General features: G+C 71.4%; 11 protein-coding genes and 1 pseudogene. 8 read left to right on the forward strand and 4 right to left on the reverse strand.

From position 1 onward, the window contains the following. Positions 1-13: 13 nt before the first annotated feature. The 4 genes from mmsA (at position 14) to I8N67_RS27160 (ending at position 7,166) form a co-directional block, all read left to right on the forward strand. Positions 14-1,516 (forward strand): CoA-acylating methylmalonate-semialdehyde dehydrogenase, encoded by a 1,503-nt coding sequence (gene mmsA / locus I8N67_RS27145; protein ID WP_200306511.1) that lies wholly within the window; start codon positions 14-16, stop codon positions 1,514-1,516. Positions 1,517-1,854: 338 nt separating this feature from the next. After that, entirely contained in the window at positions 1,855-4,515 is a 2,661-nt protein-coding gene (locus I8N67_RS27150; protein WP_200306513.1) for an alpha/beta fold hydrolase, read from the forward strand. Continuing rightward, complete coding sequence (locus tag I8N67_RS27155) at positions 4,512-5,393, forward strand: ABC transporter permease (RefSeq protein WP_200306515.1); 882 nt, start codon at positions 4,512-4,514, stop codon at positions 5,391-5,393. Before I8N67_RS27150 ends, I8N67_RS27155 begins: the two co-directional genes overlap by 4 nt. A 159-nt stretch (positions 5,394-5,552) precedes the next feature. Next, entirely contained in the window at positions 5,553-7,166 is a 1,614-nt protein-coding gene (locus I8N67_RS27160; RefSeq protein WP_200306517.1) for a vWA domain-containing protein, read from the forward strand. A 15-nt stretch (positions 7,167-7,181) separates the two neighbouring features. Here the strand turns inward: I8N67_RS27160 and I8N67_RS27165 are convergent, their stop codons facing one another. Then, positions 7,182-7,799, reverse strand: a complete 618-nt coding sequence (locus tag I8N67_RS27165) for a chorismate mutase (RefSeq protein WP_200306519.1) — start codon at positions 7,797-7,799, stop codon at positions 7,182-7,184. A gap of 122 nt (positions 7,800-7,921) precedes the next feature. On the opposite strand from I8N67_RS27165, the gene I8N67_RS27170 reads away from it, so the two are divergent. From I8N67_RS27170 to I8N67_RS44315, 3 genes are all read left to right on the forward strand, one after another. Continuing rightward, positions 7,922-9,844, forward strand: coding sequence for an AMP-dependent synthetase/ligase (locus I8N67_RS27170; RefSeq protein ID WP_200306521.1), 1,923 nt, complete (start codon positions 7,922-7,924; stop codon positions 9,842-9,844). A gap of 217 nt (positions 9,845-10,061) precedes the next feature. Then, complete coding sequence (locus I8N67_RS27175) at positions 10,062-10,319, forward strand: chaplin (RefSeq protein WP_200306523.1); 258 nt, start codon at positions 10,062-10,064, stop codon at positions 10,317-10,319. 107 nt (positions 10,320-10,426) lie between these two features. Further along, positions 10,427-11,290 carry a chaplin gene (locus tag I8N67_RS44315; protein WP_307835381.1) on the forward strand — a complete coding sequence of 288 codons (864 nt, stop codon included), beginning with the start codon at positions 10,427-10,429 and terminating at the stop codon, positions 11,288-11,290. Positions 11,291-11,345: 55 nt separating this feature from the next. On the opposite strand, the gene I8N67_RS27185 is transcribed toward I8N67_RS44315, so the two are convergent. Together I8N67_RS27185 and I8N67_RS27190 are read right to left on the reverse strand one after the other, a co-directional pair. Then, the gene (locus I8N67_RS27185; RefSeq protein WP_200306525.1) at positions 11,346-12,614 is read right to left on the reverse strand and encodes an NAD(P)-binding domain-containing protein; all 1,269 of its coding nucleotides are present in this window, start codon (positions 12,612-12,614) and stop codon (positions 11,346-11,348) included. A gap of 28 nt (positions 12,615-12,642) precedes the next feature. Next, the gene (locus tag I8N67_RS27190) at positions 12,643-13,890 is read right to left on the reverse strand and encodes a carboxylate--amine ligase (protein WP_234046360.1); all 1,248 of its coding nucleotides are present in this window, start codon (positions 13,888-13,890) and stop codon (positions 12,643-12,645) included. Positions 13,891-14,066: 176 nt separating this feature from the next. Here I8N67_RS27190 and I8N67_RS27195 point away from each other — a divergent pair, with 176 nt between their 5' ends. Beyond that, positions 14,067-15,383, forward strand: a complete 1,317-nt coding sequence (locus I8N67_RS27195; RefSeq protein ID WP_200306529.1) for a glycoside hydrolase family 26 protein — start codon at positions 14,067-14,069, stop codon at positions 15,381-15,383. A 21-nt stretch (positions 15,384-15,404) separates the two neighbouring features. Here the strand turns inward: I8N67_RS27195 and I8N67_RS27200 are convergent. After that, positions 15,405-16,517 (reverse strand): annotated as a pseudogene (locus I8N67_RS27200) (GNAT family N-acetyltransferase); the annotation flags it as partial.

A 16,517-nucleotide genomic window follows, 5' to 3' on the forward strand; every position in this document is an offset into this window, starting at 1 on the left:
AGGAGTTCTCGGCATGACGAAGATCGTCAACCACTGGATCGGCGGCAAGACCGTCGAAGGCGCGTCGGGTACGTTCGGGCCGGTCACGGACCCGGCGACCGGCGCGGTCACCACCAAGGTCGCCTTCGCGACCGTCGACGAGGTCGACGCGGCGGTACGCACCGCCAAGGAGGCCTTCGCCACCTGGGGCCAGTCCTCACTGGCCAAGCGCACGGAGATCCTGTTCCGCTTCCGCGCGCTGCTCGACGCCAACCGCGACGCGATCGCCGAGCTGATCACCGCCGAGCACGGCAAGGTGCACAGCGACGCGCTCGGCGAGGTCGCGCGCGGCCTGGAGATCGTCGACCTGGCCTGCGGCATCAACGTCCAGCTGAAGGGCGAGCTGTCGACGCAGGTCGCCAGCCGTGTGGACGTCGCCTCCATCCGCCAGCCGCTCGGTGTCGTCGCCGGCATCACGCCGTTCAACTTCCCGGCGATGGTCCCGATGTGGATGTTCCCGATGGCCATCGCCACCGGCAACACCTTCATCCTGAAGCCGTCCGAGAAGGACCCGTCGGCGTCCCTGAAGATCGCCGAGCTGCTCTCGGAAGCCGGTCTGCCCGACGGCGTCTTCAACGTCGTCCACGGCGACAAGGTGGCGGTCGACCGCCTCCTCGACCACCCGGACGTCAAGGCCGTCTCCTTCGTCGGCTCGACCCCGATCGCCCGCTACATCCACACCACGGCCTCCGCGAAGGGCAAGCGCGTCCAGGCCCTCGGCGGCGCCAAGAACCACATGCTGGTCCTGCCCGACGCCGACCTGGACGCGGCCGCCGACGCCGCCGTGTCCGCCGCCTACGGCTCGGCCGGCGAGCGCTGCATGGCCATCTCCGCCGTCGTCGCCGTCGGCGCGATCGGCGACCAGCTCGTGGACAAGATCCGCGAGCGCGCCGAGAAGATCAAGATCGGCCCCGGCAACGACCCGACGTCGGAAATGGGCCCGCTGATCACGGCGGTCCACCGCGACAAGGTCGCGTCGTACGTCACGGGCGCGGCGGCCGAGGGCGCGGAGGTCGTCCTCGACGGCACCGGCTACACGGTCGACGGCTTCGAGGACGGCCACTGGATCGGCATCTCGCTCCTCGACAAGGTCCCGACCTCGGCGAAGGCCTACCAGGACGAGATCTTCGGCCCGGTCCTCTGCGTCCTGCGCGTGGACACGTACGAGGAGGGCATGACGCTGATCAACGCCTCCCCCTTCGGCAACGGCACCGCGATCTTCACCCGCGACGGCGGCGCCGCCCGCCGCTTCCAGCTGGAGGTCGAGGCCGGCATGGTCGGCGTCAACGTCCCCATCCCGGTCCCCGTCGGCTACCACTCCTTCGGCGGCTGGAAGGACTCCCTCTTCGGCGACCACCACATCTACGGCAACGACGGCACCCACTTCTACACCCGAGGCAAGGTGGTAACCACCCGCTGGCCCGACCCCGCCGACGCCCCCACAGGCGTAGACCTGGGCTTCCCCCGCAACCACTGATCAACACCCGCAGCCCCCCGCCCCTTGAAGGCCCGCAGGGCCTTTCAAGGGGCGCGGGGAACTGCGCGAGAAGCCCCCACCGGACCCGCACCCAAAACCGGGGCTCGAAGGGGCGCAGCCCCGTCTTTCAAGGGGCGCGGGGAACTGCGCGAGAAGCCCCCACGCACCCACGGCCGACAACCCACCCGCCCGACTTACCAGGTTGCTGTCAGTCCGCCCCCCCACCCCCGCATACCGCGACCGCTGTATGCCGGATTCCCCCCGTACGACCGTGGGATGGCCCACTCCTCCACCCGGAGACGGCTCCGGGCCCCCCACCCCGCCCGTACCGTTGACGCATGGATCTTCGACTGCCCGGCCCGCGACTGCGCGGAGCGCTACGGCGGCGCCCACGGCGGAGCATCGCCGCAGCGGCCGCCGTCGTCGTGCTCGCCGGCGCCGGCACCTGGACGGCCACCGCCTCCGACGAAGCCGCGCCTGTGAAGCGCTCCGACCAGGCCATGACCACAGCTGAGGGCGTGCGCATCGACACCTCGTACTTCACGTCCGGCGATGACGGCCGCCGCCCGGCCGTCCTGCTCGGCCACGGCTTCGGCGGCAGCAAGGACGACGTACGACGCCAGGCCGAGGACCTCGCCCGGGACGGCTACGCGGTGCTGACGTGGTCGGCCCGCGGCTTCGGCGAGTCGACCGGCAAGATCGGGCTGAACGACCCGAAGGGCGAGGTAGCCGACGTCTCGAAGCTGATCGACTGGCTCGCGACCCGCTCCGAGGTGCAGCTCGACAAGGAGGGCGACCCCCGGGTCGGCGCCGCCGGCGCCTCGTACGGCGGAGCGATCTCGCTGCTGGCCGCCGGGTACGACGACCGGGTCGACGCCATCGCACCCGCGATCACGTACTGGAACCTGTCGGACGCCCTGTTCCCGAACGGCGTCTTCAAGAAGCTGTGGGCCGGCATCTTCGTCAACAGCGGCGGCGGCTGCGCGAATTTCGAGGACCAGCTCTGCGAGATGTACCAGCGGGTCGCCGAGGACGGGCAGCCCGACGCGGAGGCGGTCAAGCTCCTCGACGAGCGCAGCCCCGAGGCCGTGGGCGACCGCATCAAGGTGCCCACGCTGCTGCTGCAGGGCCAGACCGACTCCCTCTTCCCGCTCGGCCAGGCCGACGCCGCCGCCAAGGCGATCAAGGCCAACGGCGCGCCCGTGGAAGTCGACTGGATCTCCGGCGGCCACGACGGCGGCGACATGGAGACGTCCCGCGTCCAGGCCCGTGTCAACTCCTGGTTCGACCGCTATCTCAAGGACGACAAGAGCGCTGACACCGGCTCCGCGTTCCGCGTCACCCGCACTCTCGACACCGGCTCCGACGACGGCGAGACCAGCCTGAGCGGTACGACCGACGACACGTACCCGGGCCTGGGGAGCGACCCGAAGTCGATCGCCCTCGCCGGACGCGAGCAGAGCTTCGAGAACCCGGCCGGCGCCAACCCGCCCTCCGTGTCGGCCCTGACCGGCCTCGGCTCCGTCGTCGGCGGCCTCTCCCAGCTGTCCTCCCTCGGCGTCAGCATCTCCCTCGACTTCCCCGGCCAGTTCGCCGCGTTCGAGTCGAAGCCCGTCGCGGACGACCTCCAGATCACCGGTTCGCCCACGGCGACGGTCCATGTGAAGTCGACCACCGAGGACGCCGTCCTCTTCGCCAAGGTCTACGACGTCGGCGCGGACGGCCGCTCCCAGGTGCTGCCCTCCCAGCTCGTCGAGCCCGTCCGGGTGGAGGGCGCCAAGGCGGGCAAGGACGTCAAGCTCACCCTCCCGGCCATCGACTACGAGCTGGAGGACGGCCACAGCCTCCGCCTCGTCCTCGCCTCCACGGACCTCGGCTACGCCTCCCCGGCCACCCCGGCGACCTACACCGTCTCCCTGAAGGGCGACCTGGAGGTGCCCACGCCGCTCGGCCGGGCCGACCGGACGAACGTCCTGCCCGCCTGGGTCTGGTACCTGCCGATCGTCGGCGCGGTGATCGCCGCCGCCCTGCTGGTGACGGGACGCCGCCGCGTCGCGACCCCCGTCCCCGACCCGGCACTGGCCGAGGTCCCGCTCCAGATCACGGACCTGAGCAAGAAGTACAAGAACGGTGACCGCTACAGCGTCCGCGACCTCTCCATCCGGGTCGAGAAGGGCCAGGTCCTCGGCCTGCTCGGGCCGAACGGCGCGGGCAAGACGACGACCCTGCGCATGCTGATGGGCCTGATCCAGCCGGACGGCGGCCAGATCCGCGTCTTCGGCCACGCGATCGTGCCGGGCGCCCCGGTGCTCTCCCGGGTCGGCGCCTTCGTCGAGGGCGCGGGCTTCCTCCCGCACCTGTCCGGCCGCGACAACCTGGAGCTGTACTGGCAGGCCACCGGCCGCCCGGCCGAGGACGCCCACCTGGAGGAGGCCCTGAAGATCGCCGGCCTCGGCGACGCCCTGGCCCGCGCTGTCCGCACCTACTCCCAGGGCATGCGCCAGCGCCTGGCCATCGCCCAGGCCATGCTGGGCCTGCCCGACCTGCTGATACTCGATGAGCCGACGAACGGCCTCGACCCGCCGCAGATCCGCGAGATGCGCGAGGTCATGATCCGCTACGCGGCGGCCGGCCGTACGGTCATCGTCTCCAGCCACCTGCTGGCGGAGGTCGAACAGACCTGCACCCACCTGGTCGTCATGGACCACGGCAAGCTCGTCCAGGCGGGCCCCGTCAGCGAGATCGTCGGCTCCGGCGACACCGTGCTGATCGGCACGTCCGAGCCCCTGGACGAGCCCGTCGTCGACAAGATCGCCGCCCTGCAGGGCGTCGAATCGGCCGTCCGCACGGACGACGGCCTCGTCGTCCGCCTCGACGCCGACGGCAGCGCCCAGCGCCTGGTCGCCGAACTCGTACGGCTGGAAGTACCGGTCGAGTCGGTGGGCCCGCACCGCCGCCTCGAAGACGCCTTCCTCACCCTGATCGGAGAATCCGCATGAGCGCGCTGGCCGAGCGTGCCGAGCACGCAGCACCCGTCGAGGCCGCCGAGGGCTACCGTGCGGGCGGCACCCTGCCCCTGCGGGTCGAGCTGGTCCGCCAGCTCAAGCGCCGCCGCACGATGGTCATGGGCGCCGTCCTGTTCGCCCTGCCGATCATCCTGGTCATCGCCTTTTGGATCAACGGCGCCCCGGGCGAGGGCAACACCCAGATGAACCTGATGGACTCGGCGACGGCGTCCGCGGCGAACTTCGCCGCGGTGAACCTCTTCTCCGCCGCGAGCTTCCTGCTGGTCATCCCCGTCGCGCTGTTCTGCGGCGACACGGTCGCCTCGGAGGCCGGCTGGTCCTCCCTGCGCTATCTCCTCGCCGCCCCCGTGCCCCGCGCCCGGCTGCTGTGGTCCAAGCTCGTCGTCGGACTCACCCTCAGCCTGGCAGCGATGGTGCTGCTGCCGATCGTCGCCCTCGCGATCGGCACGGTGGCCTACGGCTGGGGCCCTCTGGAGCTGCCCACCGGCGGCGAACTGGGCTCCGGCGCCGCCGCCTGGGCCATGCTGGTCAGCGTCGGGTACATCTTCGTGTCCCAACTGGTCACCGCCGCCCTGGCGTTCTGGCTCTCCACCCGCACCGACGCACCGCTCGGCGCGGTCGGCGGCGCGGTCGGCCTGACCATCATCGGCAGCGTGCTCAACTCGGTGACCGCCCTCGGCGACTGGCGCGACTTCCTGCCCGCGCACTGGCAGTACGCCTGGCTCGACGTCGTCAACCCGCAGCCCGACTACACGACCATGATCCAGGGCATCTCCATTTCCATATCGTACGCACTCGTGCTGTTCGCCCTGGCCTTCCGCGGTTTCGGCCGCAAGGACGTCGTGTCCTAGGTCACCGGAGGATCACCCACCGGTCTCGGCCGGCCCCCGCCGTGGCCGCTTCGAGACGCATCCGCAACACCCCGTAGCGCACATCCGGGCCCCCTCGGCCGTCACAGTCACAACAGTCGCCCACAGCAAGGCGACAGGTGACCTGCCGAGGGGGCCCGGATGCATACGTATCGCAGGACAGGGACGACGACGTCACGGCGGCGGTCGAGTACCGCGTTCCTCGCCCTGGGCACGGCCGCCGCCCTGCTCCTCACCGGCTGCGGCAACAGCGGCGACAGCGGCGACCGGGGCAACTCCTCGTCGTACGACCGGGGGCAGAGCGGCGGCCGCACGGACGACGGTTTCCCGGCCCCCGCCCCCGAGGGCACCGGCACCGGCGAACAGCGGGGCGAGCAGCCGGACGACGAGTCCCGGGACATCGCCCCGACCCCCGACGACCACCTCTCCACCTTCGCCCTCGACGTCGACACCGCCTCCTACGGCTACGCCCGCCGCACCCTGGCCGACGGCAGCCTGCCCGACCCGTCGACGGTCCGCCCGGAGGAGTTCGTCAACAGCTTCCGCCAGGACTACGAACGCCCCGACGGCGACGGCTTCACGGTCACCGTCGACGGCGCCCGCACGAAGGACGGCCAATACAGTCAAGACGGAGCCTGGTCCCTCGTCCGCGTCGGCCTCGCCACCCGCGCCGCCGGGAGCGACAGCGAACGCCCGCCCGCCGCCCTCACCTTCGTCATCGACGTCTCCGGTTCCATGTCCGAACCGGGCCGCCTCGACCTCGCCCAGGACGCCATGCGCACGATGACGGACCGGCTGCGCGACGACGACTCCGTCGCCGTCGTCACCTTCAGCGACGAGGCCGAGACCGTCCTGCCGATGACCCGCCTCGACGACAACCGGGGCAAGATCCGGGACGCCGTCGACAGCCTGGAGCCCACCGACTCCACCAACCTCGCCGCAGGCGTCGAGACCGGCTACGAGACCGCCGTCGAGGGCCTGCGCAAGGGCGCGACCAACCGCGTCGTGCTCCTCTCCGACGCCCTCGCCAACACCGGCGAGACCGATGCCGACACCATCCTCGAACGCATCGGGAGCGAACGCCGCGAACACGGCATCACCCTCTTCGGCGTCGGCGTCGGCAGCGACTACGGCGACGCCCTCATGGAACGCCTCGCCGACAAAGGCGACGGCCACACCACCTACGTCTCCACCGAGGAGGAGGCCGAGAAGCTCTTCTGCGAGGAACTCCCGCGCAACATCGACCTCACCGCCCGCGACGCCAAGGCCCAGGTCGCCTTCGACGAGGGGACGGTCGAGGAGTTCCGCCTGATCGGCTACGACAACCGGCAGGTCGCCGACGAGGACTTCCGCGACGACCGCGTCGACGGCGGCGAGGTCGGCCCCGGCCACACCGTCACCGCCCTCTACGCCGTCCGCGTCAGGTCCGGCGCCGAAGGCCACCTCGCCACCGCCACCGTCCGCTGGCTCGACCCCGACAGCCGCACCCCGCACGAGGAGTCGGCCGACATGGAGGCATCGGACCTGCACGGCAACCTGTGGAGCTCCTCCCCGCACGGCCTCCAGGTCGCCGCCGTGGCCGCGTACTTCGCCGACCGCCTCCTCCAGACGGACGGCAACCTGTCCGCCCTCCCGGGCAGCCTTTCGATCCGCGAACTGTCCTACCGCGCCGACACCCTGGCCAAGGACCGCGAGGACAAGGACCTGTACGCCCTCGCCGAGGCGATCGGCACGGCGGAGGAGCTGATGACCTAGAAGGCGGCTGATGACCTAAGAGCGGTCCGCGCACACCGAGGGCAACGCCCGCACCAGCCCCTCCCCGTGCAGCCGGTCCAGCCGGTGCCCGTACGCCGACCACACCGCCGCCACCCGCAGCCGGGGCCCGCACGACGCCCCGGCCCGCGCCCCCTCCGTCTCCTCCAGCGCGGTCAGCAACCGGGTGGTGATCCGGTCCAGCACCGGCCGCACCTCCTTCACCAGGTCCGGCCGCTCGGTGGGCCGCTCCTGCGGATGAGCGTCCCAGCGGGCGTAAAGACCGCGCTGCACCAGCTTGTTGGCCTCGATCTGGTCCCGGAACACGGCGGTCACGGCAGCCGGATCGAGGCCCAGCCCCACCGCCCGCGCGGCCACGTCGTCCAGGACCGCCTTCTCCCGCACCGGATCGTCGATGGGCGTCGCCGTGCCGTACTTCGCCGCCGCGACCTTGTCCGCGACGAGCAGCCGCTCCGCGAACAGATCCGTCAGCACGGTGAGCGACGGGGCGGCCGCAGCCGTACGAAGAGGGGGAACGGAGGCGGGCCGGGCGACGGCCGGTACGGCACCGGACAGAGCCACGGCGGACGAGACACACACAGCGATCAGGACGTATTTGAAGCGGTGGGGGCGCATGATCCACCCCTATCACAGGCACCCCCTCGCATCTCGGAGTGGGCCGAAACCATTGAAATTTCCTTATGCATCGGTAAGTTGACTCATCGGTAACGTAGGAACCGTCGGCCTCGGGGAGCGTGATGGGCGTACGCAAGGACTTGAACCAGGCGAAGCAGCGCACCGACCTGGCGGACCGGGTCAGGGTCGAGGTCGTCAGGGACGCGCAGGGTGTCGTCCGCGAGGCGCGCACCCCCGCCCTCGCGCGCCCCGCGACGAGCGGCAGCATCGCCGACCTCCCCTACCGCAACGCGACCGAGGCCCCCGACGCCGTGGTCCTGCGCCGCGCCGACCACCACGGCACCTGGCACCCGGTCACCGCCACCGCCTTCGCCCGCGAAGTCAGCGCCACCGCGAAGGGGTTGATCGCGGCCGGCCTCGAACCGGGCGGCCGGGTCGCGGTGATGTCCCGCACCCGCTACGAGTGGACGGTCCTCGACTTCGCCGTCTGGGCGGCCGGCGGCCAGTCCGTCCCCGTCTACGCCACGTCCTCGCCGGAGCAGATCGAGTGGATCGTCCGGGACTCCGGCTCCCGCTTCGTGATCGTGGAGACCCCCGAGAACGCGGCCGCCGTCGCCACCGCCACCGCCCGCCACTCCCGGCCCCCACACGTCTGGCAGCTCGACGCGGGCGCCCTGGACCGACTCGCCGACCTGGGCCGGGGCATCCCCGAGGCCGAGGTCACCAAGCGCCGCGCCGCCCTCACCCCCGACACGGCCGCGACGATCTGCTACACCTCCGGCACCACCGGCCGGCCCAAGGGCTGTGTCCTCACCCACGCCAACCTCCACGCGGAGGCCGCCAACACGGTCGAGCTGCTCCACCCGGTCTTCACGGAGGTCAGCGGCCAGGTCGCCTCCACCCTCCTCTTCCTCCCGCTGGCCCACATCCTCGGCCGTACGATCCAGATCGCCTGTCTGATGGCCCGGATCGAGCTGGGCCACTGCCCGAGCATCAAGCCCGCCGAACTGCGGCCCGCGTTCAAGAAGTTCCGCCCCACCTTCCTCGTCGGCGTCCCGTACCTCTTCGAGCGGATCCACGCCACCGGCCGCGCCACCGCCGAACGCATCGGCCGCGGCGCCTCCTTCGACCGCGCCCACCGCCTCGGCGTCCGCTTCGCCCGCGCCTACCTAGACAAGTTCCTGGACCGGGGCCCCGGTCCGACCCCCGGCCTGTACGCCGCCTGGGCCCTGTACGACCTGCTGGTCTACCGCCGCATCCGCAGCGAGCTGGGCGGCCGTATGCGCTACGCCATCAGCGGCGGCTCCCCGCTCGACCGCGACCTCAACCTCTTCTTCTACGCCGCCGGGATCATCATCTACGAGGGCTACGGCCTCACCGAGACCACCGCCGCCGCCACCATCGTGCCGCCCCTCAAACCGCGCCCCGGCACCGTCGGCCAGCCCGTCCCCGGCACCTCGGTCCGCATCGCCGACGACGGCGAGATCCTGATCAAGGGCTCCATCGTCTTCGGCACCTACTGGAACAACCCGGTCGCCACCGACGCCGCCCTCACCGACGACTGGTTCGCCACCGGCGACCTCGGCGCCCTCGACGAGGACGGCTACCTCACCATCACCGGCCGCAAGAAGGACATCCTCGTCACCTCCGGCGGCAAGAACGTCTCCCCGGCCGTCCTGGAGGACCGGCTGCGCAGCCGCCCCCCGGTCGGCCAGTGCATCGTCGTCGGCGACAACCGCCCCTTCGTCGCCGCCCTCATCACCCTCGACCCCGAGGACATCGCCCACTGGCTCTACGTCAACGGGATGCCCGCGGAGACCCCGTCCGCCGAACTGGTCCACGATCCCCGGATGCGCGCCGACGTGCAGAAGGCCGTGGACTACGCGAACCAGGCGGTCTCCCGGGCCGAATCCATTCGCGAGTTCCGGCTGGTGGAGGGTGGTTTCACCGAGGAGAACGGCCTGCTCACCCCGTCCCTCAAGATCAAGCGTCATCGGGTGGCGGCGGCGTATGCGGCGGAGATAGAGGCGCTGTACGGCGCTTGAGGAGCTTCAGGTGCCATAGGCGCCGAGCGAAGCGTTTCTGTGGCGGGGGAGACCCCTTGGATGATCCGGTCAGTCACCGCGCGCGCGGCGTTCGGGTGAATTCTGAAGCGCGTCGTGTTCCGCGGTTTCTTCATTCGTCCATCCCTCGTTTACAGCCTGCAGGTCATGGTGCGAGCCGTTCAAGCTGTGCTCGCTCGGTTTCGGCCGTCATCGGTGCATGACCGCGAAGAAGGGAAAACACGTGAAGCTCAAGCAGAGCGCCGCGGCCGCCGCCGGCGCGATCATGGCCATCGGCGTGGCCACTCCGGCCGTGGCCGACGCGGACGCCAAGGGGGTCGCCGCTCACTCCCCGGGTGTTCTCTCCGGCAACGTGATCCAGGTTCCCGTGCACGTTCCCATCAACGTGTGCGGCAACACCGTCAACATCGTCGGACTGCTGAACCCGGCGGCCGGCAACGTGTGCATCAACAAGTGATGTAGCACGTCAGCCGCCCGGTTGTGTCCCGGCCGGCCTTGGCCCGTATTCACGGTGCCAAGGCCGGCCTTTCCCCCTTTTGGAACAAGCAGGAAGACAACAAGATAGTGCGACATACCCTGAGCAAGGGAATGGTGGCGGCGGCGGCCGCGACAGGCATTCTGTCCCTGTACAGCTCCTCGGCGTTCGCGGAATCGGACGCGACCGGTGCGGCCGAAGGCTCGCCCGGCGTCCTGTCGGGCAACAGCGTCCAGGCTCCCGTGCACATTCCCATCAACGTCTGCGGCAACACCGTCGACATCGTCGGTGTCGGCAACCCGGCCTTCGGCAACGCCTGCGTCAACGAGGACTCGGCGTCCCCGAAGTTCCACGACGCTCCGACGCACGGTTCTTCCGGGCATGACGACGGGAAGGGAGCGCACGGTCCCTCGGGCGAGCACAAGCCCTCGGAGCCGCACGGTCCCGCTGAGGAGCACGCTCCCTGGGACGCGCCCGGTCCGGGGGAGGAGCATGACCCCTCGGGCATGCACAAGGCTTCTGGCGCGTCGGCGGACGGCGAGGCCCAGGGCTCGCCCGGCGTCCTGTCGGGCAACAGCGTCCAGGCTCCCGTGCACGTTCCGGTCAACGTGTGCGGCAACACCGTGGACGTGATCGCCGCGCTCAACCCCGCCTTCGGCAACGAGTGCGTCAACACGGGGTCCCCGAAGGTCCACGACGGTCCCCCTGAGGAGCACCGCGACACCCCGCCGGACAAGCCCCGGCACCAGCCGCCCACGACCCCTCGGGTGATTCCGCCGGCCGAGCCGCCCACGACCCCACCGGGCAAGCCTTCCGTCACTCCGCCGGCGAACCCGGCGGCCCTGGCGGAGACCGGCAGCGAAGGTCTGCTCGCGGCCTCGGCCGCCGGCGCCGCGCTGATCGCGGGCGGGGCCATCATGTACCGGCGGAGCCGAGTGTTCTCCCGCCGGTGACACCCTGGGTGCCGGACGCTCAGCGTCCGGCACCCGAGGCCTTGCGGCCCTTTCCTCAACTCCGGATGACGATCCCGGTCCCGGCCGGCCGCACCCCGCCTCCCGGCGCCGGGATCCCGTTGCCCGGTGTGCCCGAGCGCAGTCGCCGCCGTACCCCTCGTACCAGCGTCCCCGCCGTGAACGTCGCGCCGTGCACGAAGCGCATCGCGGGGCCGAAGCCGGAGGCCGTCGTCAGGCCCGCGAAGAACAGTCCGGGTACCGACGACTCGAAGTCCCGCCCGACCGCGGGCGAACCGTCGGACACGGTCTCCAGGCTTCCGCGTACGTTCTCCGCCAGCAGTCCCAGTCGGTCGCAGGTGGCCCTGAAGCCGGTGGCCGCGATGACATGGTCGGTTTCCAGAGACGTCGGCTTGCCGCTGAGGCTCACCGTCTCCAGCCGTACACGGCCGTCCGACTCGTACGCGGACGTGATCCGCTGCCCCAGCCGCACCTCGACGACCGGCTCGAACCGCTCGCGCACCCACCAGGCGCCCGCCGGGCCGAGGGCGGTCGCCGCGATGTGTGCCCGTCCGGCCTCCGGGAGGAGGCGGAACCAGGCCGGCCGCTCGGCGTAGAGCCAGTTGCGCCAGCCGCAGCCCAGGCCGCTGAGCGGGGAGCGGGCCGACTGCCACGGCGAGCGCTCCCGGAGCGAGGGAACGTCGTTCCAGTTCAGGCGCGCGGCGCGCGCCAACACCCGGGCCCTCGCGCCCTGTTCGGCGAGCAGCGCGGCCGTCTCCAAGGCCGCCTGGCCGCCGCCGACCACCGTGACGTCCCGGCCCCGGAAACGCTCGAGATCACTGTGGTCGCTGCTGTGCGAAACATGGACCGGCGTCAACGCCCTGAGAGCGGACGGCACTTCGGTGAAGGGCAGGACGCCGATGGCCAGCGCCACCGTCCTCGCACGCAGCGCCTCCCCGTCGTCCAGGAGCGCTTCGAAGCCGCCTGGGCACAAGCGGAGCGCCTTCACCATCCGTTCGTCGACGGGCGGCACGGCGTGGCGCGCGAACCACAGGCCGTACGAGGCGAATGTCTCGACCGGGATCGGCTCGCCGTGCCGGGCCGTGATGCCCTGCTCCGCGCAGTACACGTCCAGGCGCCACTTGCCCTCCGGGTCCGAGAGGTTGGAGGCCCACGGCTCCGACTTCAGGAACATGCCGCGGGGCATGTGGTCGCGCCAGGACGCCATGGGCCGTCCGACGACGCGCAGGCTCAGCCCGGCGGCCGCGGCATGGGACGCGATGGACAGTCCATAGGGTCCGGCACCCACTACCAGCAGGTCGTGCATCAGCAATTACTCGCTCTCTCGTCGTCGTTCAGTCGGTCGGGGAGGTCGGGGACGGCAGCAATGCCGGGGCGCTCGCCTGCCGTACGATCCGCACCTCGGGAGTGGGGCGCCGGTCCGACAGGCGGCGGGCCGCGTGCCGGCACCACAGCGCCCAGAGCGCGACGCTGGGCGCGAGGTCGTCCCGGGCGTGCCAGGCGAACTCGCGCCCCCGGCGTGGACGCAGCGCGGTGAGCGGCGCGTAGTTCTCAACGACGAAGTCCCGGCCGGGCAGCGGGTCTCCGTCCGGGACCGGGCGATGCGTCAGATCCATATGCAGGGCTCGGACGACATCCACCCCGGCCGTGTCCGCGAAGAGCCGGAACTGGGCGCCGGGACGCGGGTTGAAGTCGAGCAGGTGGTACGCGCCCGCCGTGCCGTCCCGGCGGAAGTCGAGGTCGAAGACTCCCCGGAAGCCGAGCGCGCCGACCAGTCGCTCCGCCAGCGCCTGCATCTCGGGATTCGGCGTCCAGCACCCCACGGTGGTCAGACCCGCGCCGCGCGGCCAGGCACGCTGTTTGCGGCCGGGGCCTCCGCCGCGTACCACGCCGGCCCGGTCGGCGTACCCATGGAAGAACCAGTCACGGTCCGGACCCGGGGGCAGATGGGCCTGGAGCAGCAGTCGGCTGCCCGCCTCCTCCGTTCGCCGGAACAGCGCCTGAGCCTCCTCCTGCGAGTGCACCACCACCGTGCTGCGCAGTCCCGACCCGGGGGGCAGCCGCCACGGCCGACTCCACTTCGCCACCAGAGGGAGCCCCAGCTGCCGAGCGAAGGCGGTCGCCTGGGTCGCGCTGTCGGGGACCAGTGTCACCGGATGCGGAATGCCCACGCGCCCGCACACGGTGGCGAGCTCCGCCTTGTCGGCCACCCGCTCGGCGAGATCGACGGGCTGGTCGGGGAGCAGATAGCCGTACGCGAGGTCCGCACCCAGGCGGCACACCGCGATGGCGCTCGCGTCGTCCATGGGGATCAGGACGGAGGGCCGGGCGATCCGGTCGGCCACCCGGCGCAGGACGGCGGCGATCTCCTCGGTCGACGCGCCGGGCGGCGGCGGGGAGTGCGTCTCGGTCACGAAACGCGATCGGGCGTGGGGGCTGCCGGCGGAATCGGCGATCACGTGTACCTCCACACCGGCCCGGCCCAGGGTGCGTACGGCCCCCAGCGTTCCGTGATGGAAGGGATTGCGGTCGATCCGCAGCAGAACGGCGGGTACGCGGGTGTCGAGCAGTGACACGGACATTTCCTTTCAGGCCGTGCGGGTGGTCCGACCACCCGCACGGAGGGTCGGACCACCCGATCGACGAGCCTCGGCTGGCGGACTTCGTATTCGTATGACTGTGTGTCAGTAGGTGGGACGCAAAGCGATGGAAGCGAAAGCAGCGGGGGACGGAGCAGGAGCCGCAGAAAGGAATGGGCATGGCCCCACAGCGGCGGCGACGCCGGATCGGATGGCCGACGTGTGCCGCGGCCGGTGTCGTTGCATTGGTTGTCCTCGTCTCGGGACCGGGGTACGCCGTCGGCGCCGGGCTGGTGCGTGTCGGTGACCCTCCGGCACCCAGACCGACCGCGCTGACAACCCCCGGAACTCAGACAAGGCCGGTCGCGGCACCCCCGCCACCGGTGCCTTCCTCGCCGGTCGCCCCTGCCGTGCCGCCGGTCCCGGGCGCACCCGGCGCCCAGGAGCCCGAGACCGACAAAGAGTTCCCGGCCTTCGGCGCCTACCTCGGCTACGGCCCCCAGGGCACGGCCCGTATCGACCAGCTCAGCGACTGGCTGGGCGGGGCCGATCTGCGCGTGGCGCACACGTATCTGCCGGGCGACCGGTGGAGCAACATCGAGGGCCGGCCGGACTTCCTCGACGCGTGGGCGGACTGGCGGCGGGAGAGGGACGACCGGACGTTCGTCCTCAACGTGCCCATGATGGAGCGCAATGAGGAGGGCGTCTCCGACGCCGAGGTCCGCCGACTGCTGCGACGCGCGGCGGTGGGCGAATTCGACCACCACTTCCGCGCACTGGCCGAGCGGCTGGTCGAGCTGAAGCTGCCGGACACCGTCATCGTGCTCGGCTGGGAGATGAACGGCATCACGTACACCCATCGCTGCGGGCCGGACCCGGAGAACTGGAAGCGGTACTGGAACCGGATCGTCGCCACCATGCGAACGGTGCCGGGCCAGAAGTTCGCGTTCGACTGGACGCCGAACCGTGGCCGGGACGCCATCCCCTGGACCCAGTGCTATCCGGGTGACGGTACGGTCGACATCATCGGCATGGACTCGTACGACCAGCCGCGCGGACTGTCGTTCGACGAGCAGGTGACGGAGCCGTACGGGCTCCAGGCGCACGTGGATTTCGCGAAGGCCCACGGCAAGCCCATCTCGTACGCCGAGTGGGGGCTGTTCCACAACGGGGACAACCCGGAGTATATGGAGGGCATGCTCGACTGGATGGACGAGCACAAGCCGCTCTACAACACGCTCACCGACTACTGCCCGCACGGTGTGTGGCAGTGCACGGCCAACCCAAAGGCGTCCGAGGTCTACCGGTCCATGCTGTCCGGGCGTATCGACCCCGTTCCGGTCCCGGTGCCGACGGCTCCGCGGCCCGAGCCACCCAAGCCCACCACGCCGGCGCTCCCGTTCGACTGCACGCCGCTGGACCTGGGGGACTGGGTCGAGTACTGGCTCGGTGGGAAGCTCTGCCTGCGCTTCGACTGGTGGTCGCGCCACCGGTGACGCGGGGGCGGGCCGGTCACGGCCCGCCCCACGGCGTTCCCGCCGGCGACGGACCAGCTTCTTGCCCCGGCTGCGCCCGGCGGCGTCGCAGACGACCGCCGACAGCAGCGGTGCCGTACGCCGCCGGGCGAGGAGGAGGCGCTGGTTGACCACGGTGTCCGGGCGCCAGTGGAACTTGTACGACTCGGTCCCGCGCAGCATGCTCAGCACCTGGTGGTCGCCGCCGCTCACCTGTTCGGCGCAGGCGAGCAGCAGCATCGTGGAGACGTCGGCCTTCCGCTCCCGCAGCCGGGGATGGGCGCCGTAGAGATAGCCGCCCGCCAGCTGTCGCGACAGCAGGGTCACGTCGATGGCCATGACGTCACCGCCGACCCGGAACTCGGTCACCACGGCGTCCCCGGACCTGACCATCGGGCCGATCGAGCGGGCCAGGTGCTCGTGGAACCGGGGCCGAAGGTGCTCGGCGGTCACCTTGCGGCCCTGCCACTGCAACCGGTGCAGCTCCAGCAGGGTGTGCACGGCCGCGTCCACCTCGTCGTGCGGTACGGCGCGCGGCTCGACACCGAGGCCGGTGAGCTTGCGGATCTTCGCCCGGACGCGCTGGGCCCGGGCGGCCGGCAACCGCGTGAGCAGCTCGTCCATCGGCCGGGCGGGCAGCTCCAGGCACACCGAGTCGGCGACCCGCCGCCGGGGGCCGCGCCACCGGTCGTACACGTGCTCCACGGCGGCGCCGGGCCGCACCTCGCGGAAGTCGATCAGCGCGGTGCGGGCCAGGGCGAACAGTCCCTCGGTCAGCGCCGCCGCCGCGCGGTCGGTGTGCTCGTCGTCGATGAGGACGTCCGCGTAGTCGGAGATCGCGCCGCCGAGGGGGACCAGGGCGGGCAGCGGCAGCCGTACGAGCGTGAGCGGAGCGGCGGCGAGCAACTCCTCGCCCTCGCGCACCAGCACGACCCGGAGCCGACCGCGCTTGCCGTAGGACAGCCACCAGGAGTGGAGCCAGGCGTGGCTCTGGAACGGTGTGGCGGCGGAGCACCTCCGGTGGAGTCGGGTCCAGGCGGAGCCGAGCGCGGCGAACTCGCGTTCGTCGGTGCAGAGTTCGGTGCGCAGGGTGCTGTCTGTACGGATGCTGCCGAT

The sequence above is a fragment of the Streptomyces adelaidensis genome (genome assembly GCF_016598475.1).
Classification (GTDB): Bacteria; Actinomycetota; Actinomycetes; order Streptomycetales; family Streptomycetaceae; genus Streptomyces; species Streptomyces adelaidensis.

What these genes read in the sequence shown, in the direction of transcription:
- I8N67_RS27190 (WP_234046360.1), bottom strand. Translation starts at nt 13,890, where the DNA reads ATGTCCGTGTCACTGCTCGACACCCGCGTACCCGCCGTTCTGCTGCGG.
- I8N67_RS27175 (WP_200306523.1), top strand. Translation starts at nt 10,062, where the DNA reads ATGACCGCGAAGAAGGGAAAACACGTGAAGCTCAAGCAGAGCGCCGCG.
- mmsA (WP_200306511.1), top strand. Translation starts at nt 14, where the DNA reads ATGACGAAGATCGTCAACCACTGGATCGGCGGCAAGACCGTCGAAGGC.
- I8N67_RS27195 (WP_200306529.1), top strand. Translation starts at nt 14,067, where the DNA reads ATGGCCCCACAGCGGCGGCGACGCCGGATCGGATGGCCGACGTGTGCC.
- I8N67_RS27150 (WP_200306513.1), top strand. Translation starts at nt 1,855, where the DNA reads ATGGATCTTCGACTGCCCGGCCCGCGACTGCGCGGAGCGCTACGGCGG.
- I8N67_RS27155 (WP_200306515.1), top strand. Translation starts at nt 4,512, where the DNA reads ATGAGCGCGCTGGCCGAGCGTGCCGAGCACGCAGCACCCGTCGAGGCC.
- I8N67_RS27160 (WP_200306517.1), top strand. Translation starts at nt 5,553, where the DNA reads ATGCATACGTATCGCAGGACAGGGACGACGACGTCACGGCGGCGGTCG.
- I8N67_RS27185 (WP_200306525.1), bottom strand. Translation starts at nt 12,614, where the DNA reads ATGCACGACCTGCTGGTAGTGGGTGCCGGACCCTATGGACTGTCCATC.
- I8N67_RS27170 (WP_200306521.1), top strand. Translation starts at nt 7,922, where the DNA reads ATGGGCGTACGCAAGGACTTGAACCAGGCGAAGCAGCGCACCGACCTG.
- I8N67_RS27165 (WP_200306519.1), bottom strand. Translation starts at nt 7,799, where the DNA reads ATGCGCCCCCACCGCTTCAAATACGTCCTGATCGCTGTGTGTGTCTCG.